We start from the raw sequence: 22,112 nt of genomic DNA, 5'->3' as shown, positions 1-22,112 counted from the left end.
CAATGGGATGGTAAGGAGTTAATTGTGAAAAAGTGGTTATTAGCTGCAGGTCTCGGTTTAGCGATGGCAACTTCTGCTCAGGCAGCAGACAAAATTGCAATCGTCAACATGGGTAATTTGTTCCAGCAGGTTGCACAGAAAACAGGTGTTTCTGCGACTCTGGAAAACGAATTCAAAGGCCGTGCAAGCGAACTGCAGGGTATGGAAAACGATCTTCAGTCCAAAATGCAGCGTCTGCAGCGTGATGGTTCTACCATGAAAGCAAGCGACCGTAGCAAGCTGGAAAAAGACGTAATGGCTCAGCGCCAGACGTTCTCCCAGAAAGCGCAGGCTTTCGAGCAGGATCGTCAGCGTCGTTCTAACGAAGAACGCGGCAAGCTGGTAACTCGCATTCAGACTGCTGTTAAAGCAGTGGCTGCCGATCAGAGCATCGATCTGGTTGTAGATGCGAACGCCGTTGCTTTTAACAGCAAAGATGTTAAAGACATCACTGCTGATGTTCTGAAACAGGTTAAATAAGTAATGCCTTCAATTCGACTGGCTGATTTAGCTCAGCAGTTGGATGCAGAATTACACGGTGATGGCGATATCGTCATCACCGCTGTTGCGTCCATGCAATCTGCTAAAGCTGGCACGATTACCTTCATGGTAAGCCCTAAGTACCGTGAGCAACTGGCTCAATGCCAGGCGTCAGCTGTTGTACTGACGCAGGACGATCTTCCATTTGCCACTGTAAGCGCGCTGGTAGTGAAAAACCCCTACCTGACGTATGCACGCATGGCTCAAATTCTCGATACCACGCCGCAGCCGGCCCAGAACATTGCTGCCAGTGCAGCGATTGATGCGACGGCCCGGCTTGGTAACAACGTCGCCGTTGGCGCGAATGCGGTTATCGAATCCGGCGTTGTGCTGGGCGATAACGTCGTCATTGGCCCTGGTTGCTTCGTTGGGAAAAATACGAAAATCGGCGCCGGGACCCGTTTATGGGCCAACGTGTCCGTTTATCATGACGTTGAAATTGGCGAAAATTGCCTCGTCCAGTCCAGCACCGTGATTGGTTCTGATGGCTTTGGTTACGCTAACGATCGCGGTAACTGGGTGAAGATCCCACAGCTTGGTCGCGTTATTATTGGCGATCGCGTGGAGATCGGTGCCTGTACCACCATTGACCGTGGCGCGCTTGACGACACGATCATTGGTAATGGTGTTATCATCGATAACCAGTGCCAGATTGCGCATAACGTTGTGATTGGCGACAATACCGCAGTTGCGGGTGGCGTCATCATGGCAGGCAGTCTGAAAATTGGCCGTTATTGCATGATTGGCGGCGCGAGCGTGATTAATGGCCATATGGAAATATGCGACAAGGTCACCGTGACGGGAATGGGCATGGTAATGCGTCCTATCACTGAACCTGGCGTCTATTCCTCAGGCATTCCGCTACAACCCAACAAGGTATGGCGTAAAACAGCAGCTCTGGTGATGAACATTGATGATATGAGCAAGCGCCTCAAGTCTCTTGAGCGTAAGATCGATCAACAAGATTAAGCGTCATCCGTTTAACGCTATTTTTCCCGGCCTGTCGGCTTTCTAATAAACCGGCAGGCCGTGTTATTATTGTTATCAGTACATTTTGACAGGAAGAGTATTTTGACTACTGACACTCATACTCTGCATATTGAAGAGATTTTAGAACTTCTGCCGCACCGCTACCCGTTTCTGCTGGTAGACCGTGTGCTGGATTTTGAAGAAGGTCGTTTTCTGCGCGCAGTGAAAAATGTTTCCGTGAACGAGCCGTTCTTCCAGGGGCACTTCCCTGGTAAGCCTATCTTCCCGGGTGTGTTGATTCTGGAAGCGATGGCTCAGGCTACCGGTATTCTGGCGTTTAAAAGCGTCGGCAAACTGGAGCCAGGTGAGCTGTATTACTTCGCAGGTATTGATGAAGCGCGCTTTAAGCGTCCTGTCGTGCCTGGTGATCAGATGATCATGGAAGTCACTTTTGAAAAAACGCGTCGTGGCCTGACTCGCTTCAAAGGCGTAGCGCTGGTCGACGGCAAAGTTGTTTGCGAAGCGACGATGATGTGTGCTCGTAGCCGGGAGTCCTGATACGTGATTGATAAATCCGCCTTTATTCATCCTACTGCTATTGTGGAAACCGGTGCCATCATTGGCGCTAACGTCCACATTGGCCCGTTTTGTATTGTTGGACCCCATGTCGAAATTGGTGAGGGTACAGTACTGAAATCTCACGTTGTGGTGAATGGTCACACGACCATTGGCTGCAATAACGAGATCTATCAGTTCGCCTCCATCGGCGAAGTTAACCAGGATCTGAAATATGCTGGTGAGTCGACCCGTCTGGAAATTGGCGATCGTAACCGTATTCGCGAAAGCGTCACCATTCATCGTGGAACAGTACAAGGTGGTGGGTTGACGAAGGTGGGCAGCGATAACCTGTTTATGGTTAATGCGCATATCGCGCACGACTGTACCGTGGGTGACCGCTGTATTCTTGCCAACAACGCAACGCTGGCAGGACACGTATCGGTTGATGACTTCGCAATTATTGGCGGCATGACCGCAGTCCATCAGTTCTGCATCATTGGTGCGCACGTGATGGTTGGCGGATGCTCCGGTGTGGCGCAGGACGTTCCACCGTATGTGATTGCGCAGGGCAACCATGCCACGCCGTTTGGCGTGAACATCGAAGGCCTCAAGCGTCGTGGTTTTAGTCGCGAAGCGATTACTGCCATCCGCAACGCGTACAAACTGCTGTACCGTAGCGGTAAAACGCTGGAAGAGGCGAAGCCGGAAATTGCCGAGCTGGCGAATAAGCACCCGGAAGTGAACGCGTTCATGGAATTCTTTGACCGTTCAACAAGGGGTCTGATTCGTTAATGGTCGACAGTCGTCCGCTTACGATAGCCCTGGTCGCCGGAGAAACCTCCGGCGATATTCTTGGTGCCGGTCTCATCCGCGCGCTTAAGGCGCGTATACCCAATGCTCGCTTTGTCGGTGTTGCTGGCCCGCTGATGCAGGCCGAAGGCTGTGAAGCCTGGTATGAAATGGAAGAGCTCGCCGTGATGGGCATCGTTGAGGTGCTGGGACGGCTACGCCGTTTGCTGCACATCCGTGCCGATCTCACCCGCCGCTTTACCGAACTCAAACCCGATGTGTTTGTCGGTATTGATGCACCTGATTTCAACATTACCCTCGAAGGGAATCTGAAAAAGCAGGGCATTAAAACCATTCACTACGTCAGTCCGTCCGTCTGGGCGTGGCGACAGAAACGTGTTTTCAAAATCGGACGGTCCACCAACCTGGTGCTGGCTTTCCTGCCTTTCGAAAAAGCGTTTTACGACAGATTTAATGTGCCGTGCCGTTTTATCGGTCATACCATGGCGGATGCGATGCCATTGGATCCGGATAAAAACGCGGCGCGCGACGCGCTGGGCATCCCGCATGATGTGCACTGTCTGGCACTGCTGCCAGGCAGCCGTGGTGCCGAAGTGGAGATGCTGAGCGCCGATTTTCTCAAAACAGCGCAAATTCTTCGCCAGACCTATCCCGACCTTGAAGTGGTTGTTCCGCTGGTGAATGCCAAACGCCGCGAGCAGTTTGAGCGCATCAAAGCGGAAGTCGCCCCGGATCTTCACGTCCGTCTTCTGGACGGGAAAGGGCGGGAAGCGATGTATGCGAGCGATGCCGCGCTGCTGGCCTCCGGCACGGCGGCGCTGGAATGTATGCTGGCGAAATGCCCAATGGTGGTCGGTTATCGCATGAAGCCGTTCACCTTCTGGCTGGCAAAACGTCTGGTGAAAACGGATTATGTCTCCCTGCCAAACCTGCTTGCCGGGCGCGAGCTGGTGAAAGAGCTGTTGCAGGATGAGTGCCAGCCGCAGGCGCTTGCCGATGCACTGCTGCCGCTGCTCGCCGACGGTAAGACCAGCCACCAGATGCACGATACCTTCCGCGAACTGCATCAACTGATCCGCTGTAATGCCGATGAGCAAGCGGCGGATGCGGTGCTGGAGCTAGCAAAATGATGGAATTTGTTTATCCTCACACTCGTCTTGTGGCGGGCGTGGACGAAGTGGGCCGTGGCCCGTTAGTCGGGGCCGTGGTGACCGCCGCGGTGATCCTCGATCCGGCTCGCCCGATTATCGGGCTGAACGACTCGAAAAAATTGTCTGAAAAGCGCCGGCTGGCGCTGTTTGGTGAGATTCAGGAGAAGGCGCTGGCCTGGAGCCTGGGGCGCGCTGAACCGCATGAAATAGACGAGCTGAATATTTTGCATGCCACGATGCTGGCGATGCAGCGTGCGGTAGCGGGTTTGAAAATTTCCCCGGAATATGTCCTGATTGACGGCAACCGCTGTCCTGCATTGCCCATGCCTTCAATGGCGGTCGTCAAAGGCGATAGTCGGGTCGCAGAAATTAGCGCAGCTTCTATTATTGCCAAAGTGACGCGCGACGCTGAAATGGCCGCGCTGGACCTCACTTACCCTCAGTATGGTTTCGCCCAGCATAAGGGGTATCCCACACCTTTCCATCTGGAAAGGCTGGCTGAACATGGCGCAACCGAACACCACCGTCGCAGCTTTGGCCCGGTGAAGCGCGCGCTGGGACGGGTGTCCTGAATCAATACGCAAGCAATTAAGTAACGCGGAATCTGAAGATGGCTGAACCACGTTTCGTACACCTGCGGGTGCATAGCGACTACTCCATGATCGATGGGCTGGCGAAGACCGGGCCGCTGGTAAAAAAGGCGGCCTCCCTTGGCATGCCCGCGCTGGCGATCACCGATTTTACCAACCTGTGTGGCCTGGTGAAGTTCTACGGAACGGCGCACGGCGCGGGGATGAAGCCTATCGTCGGCGCAGATTTTCATGTGCAAAGCGATCTCGTCGGCGATGAAATGACGCAAATCTCCGTGCTGGCGATGAACAACACGGGCTATCAAAACCTCACTCTGCTTATCTCAAAAGCCTATCAGCGCGGATACGGTGCGCTGGGCCCGTGGATCGACAGGGACTGGCTGGCTGAGCTGAACGAAGGGCTGCTGCTGATCTCCGGTGGCCGTATGGGGGATGTCGGCAAATGCCTGCTGCGCGGCAATAGCGCGCTGGTGGATCAGTGCGTCTCGTTCTATGAAGAGTATTTCCCGGATCGTTATTATCTGGAGCTGATCCGCACCGGTCGCCAGGACGAAGAGAGCTATCTGCACGCGGCGGTCGCACTTGCGGAAGAACGCGGGCTGCCCGTCGTCGCGACAAACGATGTGCGGTTCCTCGAGCCGGGGGATTTTGACGCTCACGAAATTCGCGTGGCGATCCACGATGGCTTCACGCTGGACGATCCCAAACGGCCGCGTAATTACTCCGCTCAACAGTACATGCGCAGCGAGGAGGAGATGTGTGAACTCTTCTCCGATATCCCTGAAGCGCTGGAAAACAGCGTAGAGATCGCCAAGCGCTGTAACGTCACCGTCCGCCTCGGCGAATACTTCCTGCCGCAGTTCCCGACGGGTGATATGACCACGGAAGATTTCCTGATCGTGAAATCAAAAGAAGGTCTTGAAGAGCGTCTGGAATTCCTGTTCCCGGATGAGGCCGTTCGCAAAGAGAAGCGGCCACCGTACGATGAACGACTGGATATTGAGCTTCAGGTCATCAACCAGATGGGCTTCCCGGGCTACTTCCTGATCGTCATGGAGTTTATCCAGTGGTCGAAGGATAACGGCGTACCTGTCGGACCGGGGCGTGGCTCCGGTGCAGGATCGCTTGTGGCCTATGCGCTTAAAATTACCGACCTCGATCCGCTGGAATTCGACCTGCTGTTCGAACGTTTCCTCAACCCGGAACGTGTTTCCATGCCCGACTTTGACGTCGACTTCTGCATGGAGAAACGCGACCAGGTGATCGAGCACGTCGCCGATATGTACGGCCGTGATGCGGTATCGCAGATTATTACGTTCGGTACGATGGCGGCAAAAGCGGTAATCCGTGACGTTGGCCGCGTGCTGGGCCACCCGTACGGCTTTGTCGATCGTATTTCTAAGCTGGTGCCGCCCGATCCGGGCATGACGCTGGCAAAAGCGTTTGAAGCTGAGCCTCAGCTGCCGGAAATCTACGAAGCCGACGAAGAAGTTAAAGCGCTGATCGACATGGCGCGCAAGCTGGAAGGCGTCACGCGTAACGCCGGTAAGCATGCGGGGGGCGTGGTTATCGCGCCGACCAAAATTACCGACTTCGCACCGCTCTACTGCGATGAAGCGGGTGAGCATCCGGTTACTCAGTTTGATAAGAACGACGTGGAATACGCCGGGCTGGTGAAGTTTGACTTCCTCGGCCTGCGTACGCTGACGATCATCGACTGGGCGCTGAAGATGATCAACCCGCGCCGGGAGAAGCAGGGCCTTGAGCCGATAGACATTGCCGCCATCCCGCTGGATGACAAGAAAAGTTTCGACATGCTGCAGCGCTCGGAGACCACCGCGGTCTTCCAGCTTGAATCGCGCGGCATGAAAGATCTGATTAAACGTCTGCAGCCCGACTGCTTCGAAGATATGATCGCACTGGTTGCCCTGTTCCGTCCGGGCCCGCTGCAGTCAGGGATGGTAGATAACTTTATCGACCGTAAGCACGGGCGCGAAGAGATTTCTTACCCGGACGTTCAGTGGCAGCATGAAAGCCTGAAGCCGGTACTGGAGCCAACCTACGGCATCATCCTGTATCAGGAACAGGTCATGCAGATTGCCCAGGTGCTTTCCGGCTATACCCTCGGCGGCGCGGACATGCTGCGTCGTGCGATGGGTAAGAAAAAGCCGGAAGAGATGGCCAAGCAGCGAGGCACTTTCGAAGAAGGCGCGAGAAAAAACGGCGTTGACGGTGAGCTGGCGATTAAGATCTTTGACCTGGTGGAGAAATTCGCCGGGTACGGGTTTAACAAATCCCACTCCGCCGCCTATGCTTTGGTCTCGTATCAGACGCTGTGGCTGAAGGCGCACTATCCTGCTGAATTTATGGCGGCGGTAATGACGGCCGATATGGACAACACCGAGAAGGTGGTGGGCCTGGTGGACGAGTGCTGGCGCATGGGGCTTAAGATCCTGCCGCCGGATATTAACTCAGGGCTCTACCATTTCCACGTTAACGACGACGGAGAGATCGTTTACGGGATCGGCGCGATCAAAGGCGTGGGTGAAGGTCCGATCGAGGCGATCATCGAAGCGCGTAACAACGGCGGGTATTTCCGCGAGCTGTTCGATCTTTGCGCCCGTACCGACACCAAAAAACTGAACCGTCGCGTGCTGGAAAAACTGATCATGTCCGGCGCGTTTGACAGGCTGGGGCCGCACCGCGCCGCGCTGATGAACTCGCTGGGCGACGCGCTGAAAGCGGCGGATCAGCATGCAAAAGCGGAAGCCATTGGTCAGGCGGATATGTTCGGGGTGCTGGCGGAAGAGCCAGAGCAGATCGAGCAGTCCTATTCCAACTGCCAGCCGTGGCCAGAACAGGTGGTACTGGATGGGGAGCGTGAGACGTTAGGCTTGTACCTGACGGGGCACCCGATCAACCAGTACATCAAAGAAATTGAGCGCTATGTCGGCGGCCACAGGCTTAAAGACATGCATCCGACAGAACGTGGTAAAATCACCACGGCTGCGGGGCTCGTGATTGCCGCAAGGGTTATGGTCACCAAGCGCGGCAATCGTATCGGCATCTGTACGTTGGATGACCGTTCCGGGCGTCTGGAGGTGATGTTGTTCACCGACGCGCTGGATAAATACCAGCAATTGCTGGAAAAAGACCGCATACTTATCGTCAGCGGACAGGTCAGCTTTGATGACTTCAGCGGGGGGCTTAAAATGACCGCCCGCGAAGTGATGGACATTGACGAAGCCCGGGAAAAATATGCTCGCGGGCTTGCTATCTCGCTGACGGACAGGCAAATTGATGACCAGCTTTTAAACCGACTCCGTCAGTCTCTGGAACCCCACCGCTCGGGGACAATTCCAGTACATCTCTACTATCAGAGGGCGGATGCACGTGCGCGGTTGCGCTTTGGTGCAACGTGGCGTGTCTCTCCGAGCGATCGTTTACTTAACGATCTCCGTGGCCTCATTGGTTCGGAGCAGGTGGAACTGGAGTTTGACTAATACAGGAATACTATGAGTCTGAATTTCCTTGATTTCGAACAGCCGATTGCTGAGCTGGAAGCGAAAATCGATTCTCTGACAGCGGTAAGCCGTCAGGATGAAAAACTGGATATTAACATCGACGAAGAAGTGCATCGTCTGCGCGAGAAAAGCGTAGAGCTGACGCGCAAAATCTTTGCCGATCTCGGCGCATGGCAGGTGGCCCAGCTGGCTCGCCATCCACAGCGTCCGTACACCCTGGATTATGTCCGCCTGGCGTTTGACGAATTTGACGAACTGGCAGGCGATCGCGCATATGCTGACGATAAAGCTATCGTTGGCGGTATCGCGCGTCTGGACGGACGCCCGGTGATGATCATTGGTCATCAGAAAGGTCGTGAAACCAAAGAGAAAATCCGTCGTAACTTTGGTATGCCAGCACCAGAAGGCTACCGTAAAGCCCTGCGCCTGATGGAGATGGCTGAGCGTTTCAACATGCCAATCATCACCTTCATCGACACCCCGGGTGCATACCCTGGCGTGGGCGCGGAAGAGCGCGGTCAGTCTGAGGCCATCGCGCGCAACCTGCGCGAGATGTCTCGTCTGAAGGTGCCGGTCATCTGTACCGTTATCGGCGAGGGTGGTTCCGGCGGTGCGCTGGCGATTGGCGTGGGCGATAAAGTGAATATGCTGCAGTACAGCACCTATTCCGTTATCTCCCCGGAAGGCTGCGCGTCCATTCTGTGGAAAAGCGCCGACAAAGCGCCGCTTGCTGCAGAAGCAATGGGCATCATTGCGCCACGCCTGAAAGAGCTTAAGCTGATCGATTCCATTATCCCGGAACCGCTGGGTGGTGCGCATCGTAAGCCGGAAGTGATGGCGGCTTCCCTGAAAGCGCAGCTGCTGGCTGACCTGGCGGATCTGGACGTGCTGAGCAAAGACGATCTGCTCAACCGCCGCTACCAGCGTCTGATGACCTACGGTTACGCGTAAGCTTCACAATTATCTGAAAAGCCGCACACTGTTGCGGCTTTTTTTATACCTGCGGTTTAGCCGGACTATGCTTAGCTAATGTTTTTTAAGGAGGAAGCCCATGAATATCATTGCCATAATGGGGCCGCACGGCGTCTTTTATAAAGATGAGCCAATTAAGGAGCTGGAGCAATCCCTGCAGTCGCGCGGGTATCAGCTAATCTGGCCGCACAACAGCGCCGACCTGCTGAAGTTCATCGAGCATAACCCGCGTATCTGCGGCGTGATCTTCGACTGGGACGAATACGATCTCGAACTGTGCAGCGATATCAACAAGCTGAACGAATACCTCCCGCTGTACGCGTTTATTAATACCCATTCCACCATGGACGTCAGCGCCAACGATATGCGTATGGCGCTGTGGTTTTTTGAATATTCCCTCGGCGTGGCGGATGATATTGCGACCCGCATTCAGCAATATACCGGTGAGTACCTCGACAACATTACGCCGCCGTTTACCCGCGCGCTCTTCACCTACGTGAAGGAGGGTAAATATACCTTCTGTACGCCGGGTCATATGGCGGGAACGGCTTATCAAAAAAGCCCGGTGGGCTGCCTGTTTTATGATTTCTTTGGTGGCAACACCCTGAAAGCGGACGTGTCAATTTCAGTCACCGAACTAGGCTCTCTGCTGGATCACACCGGCCCGCATCTGGAAGCCGAAGAGTATATCGCCCGCACCTTTGGCGCCGAGCAGAGCTATATGGTGACCAACGGCACCTCGACCTCGAACAAAATCGTCGGGATGTACGCTGCGCCCGCTGGCAGCACCTTGCTGATTGACCGTAACTGCCATAAATCACTGGCACACCTGCTGATGATGAGCGACGTCGTACCGATCTGGCTGTCACCCACGCGTAACGCGCTCGGTATTCTTGGCGGCATTCCGCGCCGGGAGTTCACCCATGACGCCATTGAAAGTAAGGTCGCGGCAATTCCTGGCGCAAGCTGGCCTGTTCATGCGGTCATCACCAACTCAACCTATGACGGTCTGCTGTACAACACGAACTGGATCAAAAAGACGCTCGACGTGCCGTCGATCCACTTCGATTCCGCATGGGTGCCATACACCAATTTCCACCCGATTTACGCCGGTAAAAGCGGCATGAGCGGTGAACGCGTGCCGGGTAAAGTGTTCTTCGAAACGCAGTCGACGCATAAAATGCTGGCGGCATTTTCCCAGGCTTCGCTCATTCACATCAAAGGCGAGTACGACGAAGACACGTTCAACGAAGCTTTTATGATGCACACTACCACCTCACCGAGCTATCCGCTGGTGGCCTCCATTGAAACGGCCGCGGCGATGCTGCGCGGCAATCCGGGCAAACGCCTCATCAACCGTTCGGTGGAGCGCGCGCTGCATTTCCGCAAAGAGGTTCAGCGGCTGAAAGATGAAGCCGACGGCTGGTTCTTTGATATCTGGCAGCCGGAAGAGATTGATGAAGCCGAATGCTGGCCCGTCTCGCCCGGCGAAGACTGGCATGGATTCCGGGATGCCGATAGCGACCATATGTTCCTCGACCCGGTCAAAGTGACGATCCTGACGCCGGGCATGGATGAGCAGGGCAGGATGGGCGATGAAGGTATTCCGGCCGCGCTGGTCGCGAAATTCCTTGATGAACGTGGCGTGGTGGTGGAAAAAACCGGTCCCTATAACCTGCTGTTCCTGTTCAGCATTGGCATTGATAAAACCCGGGCAATGGGGTTGTTGCGCGGACTGATGGAGTTTAAGCGCGCCTACGATCTCAACCTGCGGGTGAAGAACATGCTGCCAGATCTCTACGCGGAGGATCCTGACTTCTATCGAAATATGCGCATTCAGGATCTGGCCCAGGGGATCCACAGGCTGATCCGTCAGCACGATCTGCCGCGTCTGATGCTTCAGGCGTTCGATGTACTACCGGAGATGAAGTTTACCCCGCACAAGGCGTGGCAGCGCCAGGTGAAAGGGGAGGTCGAAACCGTCGAGCTGGAAAACCTGGTCGGACGCGTATCGGCCAACATGATCCTGCCTTATCCACCGGGCGTACCGCTCCTGATGCCGGGAGAGATGATTACCGAAGAGAGTCGGGCCGTGCTCGATTTCCTGCTGATGCTCTGCTCTGTCGGGCGCCATTATCCGGGCTTTGAGACGGATATCCACGGTGCGAAGCGCGACGAGAACGGCGTTTACTGGGTGCGAGTCCTAAAATAAGGGTGACCGCTTGCCAGGCGCGGGTTTTCGGTTGTAACGTTCAGGCATCATAAAAAGGAGAAGCTATGCTGGGTTTAAAAGCTGTTCATCATATTGCGATCATTGCGACCGATTACGCGAAAAGTAAGGCCTTCTACTGCGACATCCTGGGCTTTACGCTCATGAGCGAGGCCTACCGCGAGGAGCGTGACTCCTGGAAGGGCGATATGGCGTTAAACGGGCAATATGTGATTGAGCTGTTCTCTTTTCCTTTTCCGCCTGCGCGTCCGTCCCGCCCGGAAGCCTGTGGCCTGCGTCATCTTGCCTTTAGCGTCGATGACCTGGATAGCGCCGTCAAACATCTGGAAGCGCACGGCGTGACGTGCGAAGCGATTCGCGTCGATCCCTTCACCGACAAGCGCTTTACCTTTTTCAACGACCCGGACGGCCTGCCGCTGGAGCTTTATCAGCAGTAATGGTTGTCCTGTGTGATAATGCCCGCTCAGTTCGGGCATTTTTTATGTGTAATCTCCTATGACCTTACCCGCTATCGCAAAAGCCGTTTCACCGTACCGCCAGCTGCTGGTGGGGTTTAGCGGTGGCCTGGATTCTACCGTGTTGCTGCATCGCCTTAAGCGCTGGCGCGATCGGGAACCTGACGTCCAGCTTCGGGCGATGCATATTCACCACGGATTAAGTCCTCACGCAGAGGAGTGGGTGGCGCACTGTGAAACCTTGTGTGCTGCCTGGGCGATCCCGCTCATCGTTGAGCGCGTCACGCTTGCGGAGGAAGGGCTGGGCATCGAGGCGCAGGCGCGTAAAGCCCGCTATGCCGCGTTTGCCGGGGCATTACGTACTGGAGAAGCGCTGGTCACGGCCCAGCATCTGGACGATCAGTGTGAAACCTTTCTGCTGGCGCTTAAGCGGGGCAGCGGGCCGGCGGGGCTTTCTGCCATGCCGGCGCGTTCTGAATTTGCCGGCACAACGCTACTGCGTCCGCTGCTTGGCGAGACGCGTGCCTCACTGGAAGCCTGGGCGCGAGAACACCAGCTGAAATGGATCGAAGATGAGAGTAACCAGGATGACGGCTTTGACCGTAACTTCCTGCGTCTGCGCGTCCTCCCGCTTTTAGGCGAGCGCTGGCCGCATTTCGCCGACGCGACGGCAAGAAGCGCCATGCTGTGCGCCGAACAGGAATCATTGCTGGATGAGCTGTTGAGCGACGAGCTGGCTGGACTCATTTCTGCCGACGGGGCGTTGGCGATCGCACCGATGAAAGCGATGAGCCCGGTACGTCGCGCCGCGCTGTTACGACGCTGGCTGGCCTTTCATCGCGCCGCGATGCCGTCGCGGACAATGCTGAGCCGTATCTGGGACGAAGTCGCCCTGGCGCGGGATGATGCTTCCCCGTGCGTCTACCTGAACGGTTTTGAGGTGAGACGCTATAAAGGCGAACTCTGGTGGATAAAATCCACGCCCTCACTGACCGATGTGGTGCTCGACTGGCTTTCTCCTGACGCACCGCTGATATTGCCCTGTGAGGCAGGATGCGTCTCTCTCCTGCCGTCTGGTCACGTGCGGCTGCCGAAGCCCGGTGAATCGGTCACCGTGCGCTTTAAGGCTGGCGGCATGCTGCATATCGTCGGGCGCAACGGGGGACGGAAGCTGAAGAAAATATGGCAAGAGTGTAACGTGCCGCCGTGGCTGCGCGACACCACGCCGCTACTGTTCTACGGTGAAACGCTTATCGCTGCGGCAGGGGTTTTCATCACGGAAGAGGGGTGGTCAGAAGAGGGTGTCCGTTTTGAGTGGCAGAAAGCGTAACGGGCAGCCAGGCTGCCCGTTAGTGTCATCAGGATTCGCTCACCACGACGGTGCCGATTTGCGGGTGGCTGAAGCTGGCTATTTTGTCCAGACGCAGCTCACGCGTCGCACCGGCGTCTTCCACTATCAGATATTCCACATTCTTTCGTGAAACCAGATCGCTGGCTTTCGCCTTCAACACTTCGCCATCTTTTAGCTCCAGCGTCAGTAATAAATGATGCTGGCAGGCGAGTTCGAGGTTGTCATAGTCATCACAATTGATGGGTTGATAAGTATCATTCATCGACATAATCGCTCACCAGTAAATTCGCCGCAGCATACGCTGCTTTTTCCCTGACCGACTCTGAAAGGCTCTCATCAGAGGCCACTTCATTAAGCACCTTCAATACACAGCCCAGCGCGTCCGGGATATACCCCAGATCTCCGCTGGCGATTTCCGCATACCGTTTGCGAATTAACTCACAATAATTATTCACATCCCCTCCCGCCAGCGCACTGACTTACTGTGAGATCTCATTAAGCCTACGAAGATAAACTCGGTTTAGCAAGGTGACTATACCATACTCATTTAAGCAATATCAGAGCCTTGATAGTGGTGTATTTAACACCCTGTAACAGCCTTTTGCCGCGGTTTTCGCTACAATGTGCGCCTGATTCGAATGGAGTTCTCTCATGGCGCTGAAAGCGACAATTTATAAAGCAGTGGTCAATGTGGCCGATCTGGATCGCAACCAGTTCCTGGACGCGTCGCTTACTCTGGCACGCCACCCCTCTGAAACCCAGGAGCGCATGATGCTGCGCCTGCTGGCGTGGATTAAGTATGCCGACGAGCGTCTGCAGTTTACCCGTGGGTTAAGCGCAGAAGACGAGCCTGAAGCCTGGCTGCGCAACGATCATCTGGGTATCGATTTGTGGATCGAACTCGGACTGCCGGACGAGCGCAGAATTAAGAAGGCCTGCACCCAGTCCGCTAAAGTGGCCTTATTCGCGTATAATCAGCGCGCTGCGGAGATCTGGTGGCAGCAAAACAAGAGCAAGTGCGGACAGTTTAAAAATCTCACGGTCTGGTATCTGGATGATGAGCAGCTGGCGCAGTTGAGCGAGTTTGCCAGCCGGACCATGGTTTTGCAGGCGACGATTCAGGACGGCGCCATCTGGCTCTCTGATTCTCAGAATAATCTGGAAATTCATTTAACGGCGTGGCAACCCGCGTCATGATCGTCTTGTCCCGAAACGTCTGCATTCCTGACAACGAGCTGGAGATCACCGCCATTCGTGCGCAGGGGGCTGGTGGGCAGCACGTCAACAAGGCGTCGACGGCTATCCATTTGCGTTTTGACATTCGGGCCTCAAGCCTGCCAGAGTATTATAAAGAAAGCCTGCTTGCCGCCAGCCATCACCTGATCACCAGCGATGGCGTGATTGTGATCAAAGCCCAGGAGTACCGTAGCCAGGAGCTCAACCGGGAAGCGGCAATAGCCAGGCTGGTGGCGGTCATCAAAGAGTTAACGGCAGTACAAAAAAGCCGCCGGGCAACGCGGCCAACCCGCGCATCGAAAGAGCGTCGGTTGTCCTCGAAGGCCCAAAAATCCACAGTGAAAGCACTACGCGGTAAAGTTCGTCGCCCGACAGAGTGACGAAAGGGAACACACTTTTCATAAGGAATTCATTGTGAAAAAAGTATTATGGTCAGCGCTGGCAGCGAGTACGCTGTTTGCGCTTTTCGGGTGTAACAACCGCTCCGAAACGCAGGTTTTACAACCCACGCAAACGGAAGAATTAAAACCAATGCAGCAAAGCTGGCGCGGCGTATTGCCTTGCGCGGACTGCGAAGGCATTGAAACGTCTCTGTTCCTGCAAAAAGACGGCACCTGGGTGATGAACCAGCGCTATCAGGGCGCAAAAGAGCCTTCTTCTTTTGCAACTTATGGAACATGGGCGCGCACGGCTGAGAAGCTGGTCCTGACGGATACCACCGGTGAGAAAACCTTTTTCCGCGCCAAAGGTGAGGGGATGGAGATGCTTGACCGCGAAGGCAACCCGATTGAATCTCAGTTCAACTACACGCTTGCGCCGGTAAAAGCGGCTCTGCCTGCCACGCCGATGGCAATGCGGGGGATGTACTTCTATATGGCGGATGCGGCGATCTTTACCGACTGCGCAACCGGCAGGAAGGTCAGCGTGGCAAACAATGCGCAGCTTGAACGTGATTACGCTGTGGCACGCGGCAATGACAGCAAGCCGGTACTGCTGACGGTTGACGGCCACTTTACGCTGGAGCCAAACCCGGATAGCGGAGAGATGGTGAAAACGCTGGTGGCAGATAAAGACGCGAAATTTGTCGCGGGTAAAGACTGTAACAGTAAATAAGCTGACGCTGAGCCATTAAAAAACCCCGCCTGAGCGGGGTTTTTTGTTTAGCCTTTGATGGCTTTCACCAGGTAATCAAGAATGTCGCCGGTCTTGATCATCTGTTTTTCGCCGCTGCGACGGTATTTGTATTCAATCTCATCGCTGTCGAGGTTGCGGTCACCGATGACGACGGTGTGCGGGATACCGATCAGTTCCATATCGGCAAACATCACGCCCGGACGCTCTTTACGGTCATCCATCAGCACTTCGATACCCTGAGCGCGCAGCTCGGCATACAGCTTCTCGGCCAGCTCCTGCACGCGGTAAGACTTGTGCATGTTCATTGGCAGAATAGCCACCTGGAACGGCGCGATATTGTCCGGCCAGACGATGCCGCGCTCGTCGTAGTTCTGCTCAATTGCCGCAGCCACCACGCGCGTCACCCCGATACCATAGCAGCCCATGGTCAGGATCTGGTTACGGCCATCTTCACCCTGAACTGCGGCGTTCAGCGCGCGAGAGTATTTATCACCCAGCTGGAAGATGTGACCGACTTCGATGCCGCGCTTAATCATCAGGGTACCCTGACCGTCCGGGCTTGGATCGCCTGCAACCACGTTACGGATGTCAGCCACTTCCGGCGTCGCCACGTCGCGATCCCAGTTGATGCCGAAGTAGTGTTTACCGTCGATGTTCGCACCTGCGGAGAAGTCGCTCATTGCAGCAACCGTGCGGTCAATAACAACCGGCACCGGCAGGTTGACTGGACCCAGTGAACCTGGACCCGCATTCACCACGGCGCGGATTTCCGCTTCCGTTGCGAACGTCAGCGGGCTGGCTACCTGCGGCAGCTTCTCGGCTTTCACTTCGTTGAGCTCGTGATCGCCACGCACCAGCAGGGCAACCAGCGGGTAAGCGCTACCTTCGGCGGATTTCACCAGCAGCGTTTTCACGGTTTTTTCGACTGGCAGATTGAACTGCTCAACCAGCTCGGCGATGGTTTTCGCGTTTGGCGTATCAACCAGCGTCATCTCTTGCGTTGCCGCGCCGCGTGGTTCTTTTGGTGCCAGCGCTTCTGCAAATTCGATGTTCGCCGCGTAGTCTGAAGAGTCAGAGAAGATCACATCGTCTTCACCGCTCTGCGCCAGTACCTGGAACTCATGGGATGCGCTACCGCCGATGGAGCCGGTATCAGCCTGCACAGCACGGAAATCCAGACCCATGCGGGAGAAGATTTTGCTGTAAGCCGCGTACATTGCGTCGTAAGTCTCTTGCAGTGATTCCTGAGAGGTATGGAAAGAGTAGGCATCTTTCATCAGGAATTCGCGAGAGCGCATAACGCCGAAACGTGGGCGAACTTCGTCACGGAACTTGGTCTGGATCTGGAAGAAGTTCAGCGGCAGCTGTTTGTAAGAGCTCAGCTCATTACGAATCAGGTCGGTAATAACTTCTTCATGCGTTGGGCCGAGAACGAACGGACGCTCGCCGCGATCGACGAAGCGCAGCAGTTCAGGACCATATTGTTCCCAACGGCCACTCTCCTGCCATAGGTCAGCGGGCTGAACCACAGGCATGGACACCTCGATAGCACCGGCGTTGTTCATCTCTTCACGCACGATGTTTTCGACTTTTTTCAGGACGCGCACGCCGGTCGGCAGCCAGGTATATAACCCGGAGGCCAGCTTGCGGATCATCCCGGCGCGCAGCATCAGCTGATGGCTGATCACTTCGGCGTCGGCAGGCGTCTCCTTCAGAGTGGAGAGCAGATATTGGCTAGTACGCATGTTGTTACGGTTCCATTTCGACGATTGGAACAGGCTGAATCACCAGCCTGACACAAAAAAAGTGGTTTAGTTTACCAGTGTGGCAAAGATGCCAAAAGAGAGGAGAACAAAATTACCTGGGTTCAAGGGCAAACACTTCAAAACCTGCCCCGGTGACGCGCCAGCGAACGTTAAAATCCATCAGCCAGACGGCGTACGTTTTTCCTGCTTCCTCTTCTTTACGGTAGGCTGGACGAGGGTCCTGTGCCAGAACTTCAGTGATGAAATCCCGTAAGCGAGGATAGCGTTTCTCCAGTTGACCGAGCTGCGCGGTTATCTCAGGCGTAAAATAAACAGGCATGTCCGCCTGCGGCGCGTCCTGAGCATAGCTTGCACGCGCGTCCGGGAGGGCTTCGGCGAAGGGCAAATAGGGTTTGATGTCGATTACCGGCGTGCCGTCCACCAGATCCAGGCTACCTAACTCCAGTATCACCCGATCTTTCTGGCAGTGTATGCCTTTCAGTTCAACCAGCGACATGCCAACCGGGTTTGGGCGGAAGGTCGAGCGAGTCGCAAACACGCCCATTCTGGCATTTCCGCCAAGACGAGGAGGGCGCACGGTCGGACGCCAGCCGCCTTCCATCGTCTGGTGAAACACGAACACCACCCATAAATGGCTGAAAGCCTCGAGCCCGCGTACCGCATCGGCCTGATTGTAAGGCGCAATCAGGTGAAGCTCACCGCTTCCGCTGGTCACAAGACCGGGCTGGCGGGGGACGGCGAACTTCTCTTTATAAGGAGAGTGGATAACGCCTATCTGCTCGAACTGAAATGCACTCATTTCGCCGTGATGTTCAACGCAGAACCGATGCAAACCGCCTGACGGTAGCAGCCCGGCGTGCCGCTGGTGACTTCACAGCTGTGCAGCAGGACCGCGTTGGCTTTCATTTTTGCGGCATTAATCTGCATACGTTTACGCGCTGTCGGAATATTCGGTGGTGAGTCCTGATTGGTCGCCTGACAGGATTCACCGCTCACTTCGCCCAGTTCACGGAACGGTTTACCGACGAGTTCGTCTGCTTTCGTGATAATGCGAACCGGCGCAGGGCGAACCACTTTCGGTTTCGCAGGCTCGGTTTTTGGCGGGGTTGCCGTGCTTTGAACAGGTTCAACGGGAGATCTGCTTAGCATAGAACAGCCGCTCAGCATGAGTGCTAAAAGACAGATCGGTAAAGCACGCATAATATTTCCTCAATGGATAATCAAAACGTCAGATATTGAATCAGTTGACTGCACAAATGACAAGACGGGCATAAGCCCGTCCTGATGATATTACACTGAGGTGAGATTACCAGCCTTTAACAGCGCCGCCGTTAAACACTTTGTTGGCTTCCTGGTAAACTTCATCAGACTGATAAGCCTGAACGAATTTCTTCACGTTTTCCGCGTCTTTGTTGTCTTCGCGAGTCACGATCAGGTTAACGTACGGGGAGTCTTTATCTTCAACGAAGATACCGTCTTTAGCTGGCGTCAGGCCAATCTGGCTGGCGTAAGTGGTGTTGATCACGGCCAGAGCAATCTGTGCATCGTCCAGAGAACGTGGCAGCTGCGGTGCTTCCAGTTCAACAATTTTCAGATTTTTCGGGTTTTCGGTGACATCCAGAACGGTTGGCAGCAGGCCAACACCGTCCTTCAGTTTGATCAGGCCCACTTTCTGCAGCAGCAGCAGGGAACGGCCAAGGTTGGTTGGGTCGTTAGGCACGGCAACCTGAGAGCCCGGCTGCAGTTCGTCCAGCGATTTAATTTTCTTGGAGTAACCGGCAATTGGATAAACGAAGGTGTTACCGATGCCCACCAGTTTATAGCCACGATCTTTGATCTGCTGATCCAGATATGGCTTATGCTGGAAGGCGTTAGCGTCGATATCGCCTTTGCTCAGCGCTTCGTTCGGCAGAACGTAATCGTTGAAGGTCACCAGCTCAACGTCCAGGCCATACTTCTCTTTTGCCACTTTCTGAGCAACTTCTGCAACCTGTTGTTCTGCACCCACGATAACGCCCACTTTAATGTGGTTTGGATCTTTTTCGTCCTGACCGCAACCCACCAGTGCCAGAGAGCCGATCAGCGCGCCTACTGCTGCAAAGGTCTTTAATTTAAACGCCATGTTTTATCCTTAACTCGTAGAGTTTGTGTTGTGTGTAACGTTATTTGTGAGTAACGGTCCGGACGATGCGATCGCCAGAGAACTGGATTAAATAAACCAGAACAACCAGCAATACCAGAACGGTATTCATCACGGTAGCGTTATATCCAATATAGCCGTACTGGTAACCAATCTGACCTAAACCGCCAGCGCCAACGGCACCGCCCATCGCGGAATACCCGACCAGCGTGATGAGCGTGATGGTTGCCGCGTTCACCAGGCCCGGCAGTGCTTCCGGGAGCAGGACTTTGCGCACGATCTGCATCGGCGTTGCGCCCATCGCGCGGGAAGCTTCAATCAGACCTGTCGGGATCTCCAGCAGGGCGTTTTCAACCATACGGGCGATAAACGGCGCTGCGCCTACGGTCAGCGGAACGATGGCCGCCTGCAGACCGATAGACGTACCGACGATCACGCGGGTAAACGGAATCATCCACACCAGCAGAATAATGAAGGGAATAGAACGGAAGATGTTCACCAGCGCAGAGAGCGTACGGTACAGCTTCGCGTTCTCAATGATTTGACCCGGACGCGTCACGTACAGCAATACGCCGACCGGCAGGCCAATCACAAAACCAAAGAAGCCAGAGACAAAGGTCATTGCCAGCGTTTCCCAAACGCCGCGAACCAGCAGCCACATCATCGGCTCAGACATAACCCAGTACCTCTACTTTTACGTGGTGTTCTTGCAGCCAGGCAATTGCGGCCTGGGTTTCTTCTTGGGTGCCGTGCATTTCTGTCAGCATGATGCCGAACTTCACGCCACCGGCGTAATCCATCTGCGCGCTGATAATGTTGTTGTTCACGTTAAAGCGACGCGCGGTTTCGGAAAGCAGGGGAGCGTCAACGGACTGACCGGTGAACTCCATGCGCAGCATCGGGACGCTGTCTGCCGTCGGTTCGGTTTTCAAACGCTCAAGATAATCTTCCGGGATATCCAGATGCAGCGTGGACTGGATGAACTGCTGTGCCAGCGGCGTCTTCGGATGCGAGAACACTTCACTTACCGTGTCCTGCTCGATCAGCTCACCGTTGCTGATGACCGCCACGCAGTCGCAGATGCGTTTCACCACGTCCATCTCGTGCGTAATAAGGAGGATCGTCAGGCCCAGGCGACGGTTAATGTCTTTCAGCAGTTCCAAAATCGAACGCGTGGTTGCCGGATCCAGTGCGCTGGTGGCTTCATCACACAGCAGTACCTTAGGATTGCTTGCCAGCGCGCGGGCAATGGCCACACGCTGTTTTTGCCCACCGGACAGGTTTGCCGGGTAGCTATCATGTTTGTCGCCCAGACCCACGAGGTCGAGCAGCTCGGTGACGCGACGCTTCACTTCTTCTTTTGGCGTGTTATCCAGCTCAAGCGGTAAGGCAACGTTGCCGAACACGGTACGGGAGGCCAGCAGGTTAAAGTGCTGGAAGATCATGCCAATCTGACGACGCGCTTTGGTGAGTTCTTTCTCTGAGAGGGCGGTAAGTTCCTGGCCGCCAACTTCTACGTTGCCCTGAGTTGGGCGCTCAAGCAGGTTAACACAACGAATCAGCGTGCTTTTACCTGCACCCGATGCGCCAATGACGCCATAAATTTGACCAGCAGGAACATGCAGGCTGACGTTGTTCAGCGCCTGAATGGTTCGGTTCCCCTGCTGGAACACTTTGGTGATATTGGAAAGTTTAATCATTAGATTATTTTTATCGTATGTAAGTTAGCCGTGGCATTTTCTTCTGCCAGATACGGGTGATGACCGTAAACAAAACGGATGTTAAGGCATCCAGACGTCTAAATCAATCCAACTCTGTACGATGAGCACTTTATTGCGCTGCGATTCATGAGATACTAGTCGAACATGCCTTTTTCAGGAGCAAACCGGTGGCAAAATCAGTACCCGCAATTTTTCTCGATCGTGACGGCACTATTAATGTGGATCACGGTTATGTCCATGAGATTGATGAGTTCGAGTTTATCGAGGGCGTAATAGATGCCATGCGCCAGCTGAAAGAGATGGGCTATGCGCTGGTGGTGGTGACGAACCAGTCGGGTATTGCACGCGGTAAATTCACCGAAGCGCAGTTCGAAACGCTAACGGAATGGATGGACTGGTCGCTGGCCGACCGAGGCGTGGATCTCGACGGCATCTACTATTGTCCGCACCACCCGCAGGGAACGGTAGAAGCGTATCGCCAGACCTGTGACTGCCGTAAGCCGCATCCGGGGATGTTCATCTCTGCGCAGGAGTTCCTGCACATTGATATGTCTGCTTCTTATATGGTGGGCGATAAACTGGAAGATATGCAGGCAGCAGCAGCAGCGGGTGTAGGGACCAAAATATTAGTTCGCACCGGTAAGCCGGTGACGCCAGAAGCAGAAAATGCAGCGGATTGGGTGATTAATAGTCTGGCCGATCTGCCAAAAGAGATTAAAAAGCACCAAAAATAGCCTTTTTGGCGAAAAGATGAGCGGTTGAAATAAAAATGCATTTTTCCGCTTGTCATTCCTCGGCGGCCCCCTATAATGCGCCTCCATCGACACGGCGGATGTGAATCACTTCACACAACAAGCGGTTCGGTTGAAGAGAAAAAATCCTGAAATAACGGGTTGACTCTGAAAGAGGAAAGCGTAATATACGCC

23 protein-coding genes are annotated in these 22,112 nt (G+C 54.8%); 15 read left to right on the top strand and 8 right to left on the bottom strand.

The window, feature by feature from the left end:
- Positions 1-24 precede the first annotated feature (24 nt).
- The 11 genes from skp to tilS all read left to right on the top strand — a co-directional run bounded on the left by skp (position 25) and on the right by tilS (position 13,168).
- Complete coding sequence (skp, locus tag KIF87_RS15035; protein WP_045907838.1) at positions 25-519, top strand: molecular chaperone Skp; 495 nt, start codon at positions 25-27, stop codon at positions 517-519.
- A gap of 3 nt (positions 520-522) precedes the next feature.
- On the top strand, positions 523-1,548 hold the full coding sequence (gene lpxD / locus KIF87_RS15030) for a UDP-3-O-(3-hydroxymyristoyl)glucosamine N-acyltransferase (RefSeq protein WP_032644136.1): 1,026 nt from the start codon (positions 523-525) through the stop codon (positions 1,546-1,548).
- Positions 1,549-1,650: 102 nt separating this feature from the next.
- Positions 1,651-2,106 (top strand): 3-hydroxyacyl-ACP dehydratase FabZ, encoded by a 456-nt coding sequence (fabZ, locus tag KIF87_RS15025; protein ID WP_010426706.1) that lies wholly within the window; start codon positions 1,651-1,653, stop codon positions 2,104-2,106.
- Positions 2,107-2,109: 3 nt separating this feature from the next.
- Positions 2,110-2,898: an acyl-ACP--UDP-N-acetylglucosamine O-acyltransferase gene (lpxA, locus tag KIF87_RS15020; RefSeq protein ID WP_023310462.1), complete on the top strand. Its 789-nt coding sequence runs from the start codon at positions 2,110-2,112 to the stop codon at positions 2,896-2,898.
- Entirely contained in the window at positions 2,898-4,046 is a 1,149-nt protein-coding gene (lpxB, locus tag KIF87_RS15015; protein ID WP_213329156.1) for a lipid-A-disaccharide synthase, read from the top strand. Before lpxA ends, lpxB begins: the two co-directional genes overlap by 1 nt.
- On the top strand, positions 4,043-4,639 hold the full coding sequence (gene rnhB, locus KIF87_RS15010; RefSeq protein ID WP_063145194.1) for a ribonuclease HII: 597 nt from the start codon (positions 4,043-4,045) through the stop codon (positions 4,637-4,639). The genes lpxB and rnhB overlap by 4 nt, the downstream gene beginning before the upstream one ends.
- Positions 4,640-4,677: 38 nt before the next feature.
- Entirely contained in the window at positions 4,678-8,160 is a 3,483-nt protein-coding gene (dnaE, locus tag KIF87_RS15005) for a DNA polymerase III subunit alpha (RefSeq protein ID WP_213329154.1), read from the top strand.
- 12 nt (positions 8,161-8,172) lie between these two features.
- Complete coding sequence (gene accA / locus KIF87_RS15000) at positions 8,173-9,132, top strand: acetyl-CoA carboxylase carboxyl transferase subunit alpha (RefSeq protein WP_023310466.1); 960 nt, start codon at positions 8,173-8,175, stop codon at positions 9,130-9,132.
- 100 nt (positions 9,133-9,232) lie between these two features.
- A complete protein-coding gene (locus KIF87_RS14995; RefSeq protein ID WP_213329153.1) occupies positions 9,233-11,365 on the top strand; it encodes a lysine decarboxylase LdcC in 2,133 nt (710 codons plus the stop codon).
- Between the two features lie 65 nt (positions 11,366-11,430).
- Complete coding sequence (locus KIF87_RS14990) at positions 11,431-11,820, top strand: VOC family protein (protein ID WP_213329151.1); 390 nt, start codon at positions 11,431-11,433, stop codon at positions 11,818-11,820.
- A 58-nt stretch (positions 11,821-11,878) separates the two neighbouring features.
- The gene (gene tilS, locus KIF87_RS14985) at positions 11,879-13,168 is read left to right on the top strand and encodes a tRNA lysidine(34) synthetase TilS (RefSeq protein ID WP_213329149.1); all 1,290 of its coding nucleotides are present in this window, start codon (positions 11,879-11,881) and stop codon (positions 13,166-13,168) included.
- Positions 13,169-13,196: 28 nt separating this feature from the next.
- Here tilS and rof read toward each other — a convergent pair whose 3' ends face one another.
- A complete protein-coding gene (gene rof / locus KIF87_RS14980) occupies positions 13,197-13,457 on the bottom strand; it encodes a Rho-binding antiterminator (RefSeq protein ID WP_008501890.1) in 261 nt (86 codons plus the stop codon).
- The gene (locus tag KIF87_RS14975) at positions 13,444-13,644 is read right to left on the bottom strand and encodes a YaeP family protein (RefSeq protein WP_006173580.1); all 201 of its coding nucleotides are present in this window, start codon (positions 13,642-13,644) and stop codon (positions 13,444-13,446) included. Before KIF87_RS14975 ends, rof begins: the two co-directional genes overlap by 14 nt.
- 196 nt (positions 13,645-13,840) lie before the next feature.
- Here KIF87_RS14975 and KIF87_RS14970 point away from each other — a divergent pair, with 196 nt between their 5' ends.
- From KIF87_RS14970 to nlpE, 3 genes are read left to right on the top strand one after another with little or no spacing between them, the layout of a single operon-like run.
- Positions 13,841-14,386 (top strand): YaeQ family protein, encoded by a 546-nt coding sequence (locus KIF87_RS14970; protein WP_063145198.1) that lies wholly within the window; start codon positions 13,841-13,843, stop codon positions 14,384-14,386.
- Entirely contained in the window at positions 14,383-14,805 is a 423-nt protein-coding gene (gene arfB, locus KIF87_RS14965; RefSeq protein ID WP_213329273.1) for an alternative ribosome rescue aminoacyl-tRNA hydrolase ArfB, read from the top strand. The genes KIF87_RS14970 and arfB overlap by 4 nt, the downstream gene beginning before the upstream one ends.
- A 34-nt stretch (positions 14,806-14,839) precedes the next feature.
- On the top strand, positions 14,840-15,538 hold the full coding sequence (nlpE, locus tag KIF87_RS14960; RefSeq protein ID WP_032660574.1) for an envelope stress response activation lipoprotein NlpE: 699 nt from the start codon (positions 14,840-14,842) through the stop codon (positions 15,536-15,538).
- Between the two features lie 47 nt (positions 15,539-15,585).
- Here the strand turns inward: nlpE and proS are convergent, their stop codons facing one another.
- From proS to metN, 6 genes are all read right to left on the bottom strand, one after another.
- Positions 15,586-17,304 (bottom strand): proline--tRNA ligase, encoded by a 1,719-nt coding sequence (proS, locus tag KIF87_RS14955; RefSeq protein WP_023334587.1) that lies wholly within the window; start codon positions 17,302-17,304, stop codon positions 15,586-15,588.
- Positions 17,305-17,416: 112 nt separating this feature from the next.
- Complete coding sequence (gene tsaA, locus KIF87_RS14950; RefSeq protein WP_213329147.1) at positions 17,417-18,124, bottom strand: tRNA (N6-threonylcarbamoyladenosine(37)-N6)-methyltransferase TrmO; 708 nt, start codon at positions 18,122-18,124, stop codon at positions 17,417-17,419.
- Positions 18,121-18,525, bottom strand: a complete 405-nt coding sequence (gene rcsF / locus KIF87_RS14945) for an envelope stress sensor lipoprotein RcsF (protein ID WP_008501883.1) — start codon at positions 18,523-18,525, stop codon at positions 18,121-18,123. The genes tsaA and rcsF overlap by 4 nt, the downstream gene beginning before the upstream one ends.
- 106 nt (positions 18,526-18,631) lie before the next feature.
- Positions 18,632-19,447 (bottom strand): methionine ABC transporter substrate-binding lipoprotein MetQ, encoded by an 816-nt coding sequence (gene metQ / locus KIF87_RS14940; RefSeq protein ID WP_193941881.1) that lies wholly within the window; start codon positions 19,445-19,447, stop codon positions 18,632-18,634.
- Positions 19,448-19,487: 40 nt separating this feature from the next.
- The gene (locus KIF87_RS14935; protein WP_014168730.1) at positions 19,488-20,141 is read right to left on the bottom strand and encodes a methionine ABC transporter permease MetI; all 654 of its coding nucleotides are present in this window, start codon (positions 20,139-20,141) and stop codon (positions 19,488-19,490) included.
- Positions 20,134-21,165, bottom strand: a complete 1,032-nt coding sequence (gene metN, locus KIF87_RS14930) for a methionine ABC transporter ATP-binding protein MetN (protein WP_213329145.1) — start codon at positions 21,163-21,165, stop codon at positions 20,134-20,136. The genes KIF87_RS14935 and metN overlap by 8 nt, the downstream gene beginning before the upstream one ends.
- Positions 21,166-21,353: 188 nt before the next feature.
- Here metN and gmhB point away from each other — a divergent pair, with 188 nt between their 5' ends.
- Positions 21,354-21,920, top strand: coding sequence for a D-glycero-beta-D-manno-heptose 1,7-bisphosphate 7-phosphatase (gene gmhB, locus KIF87_RS14925; RefSeq protein WP_029741186.1), 567 nt, complete (start codon positions 21,354-21,356; stop codon positions 21,918-21,920).
- Positions 21,921-22,112 lie beyond the last annotated feature (192 nt).

It is taken from the genome of Enterobacter sp. 120016 (genome assembly GCF_018383635.1).
Classification (GTDB): Bacteria; Pseudomonadota; Gammaproteobacteria; order Enterobacterales; family Enterobacteriaceae; genus Enterobacter; species Enterobacter asburiae_D.
The sequence above is the reverse complement of the archived record's forward strand: the minus strand, read 5'-3'. Positions and strand labels throughout refer to the sequence as shown.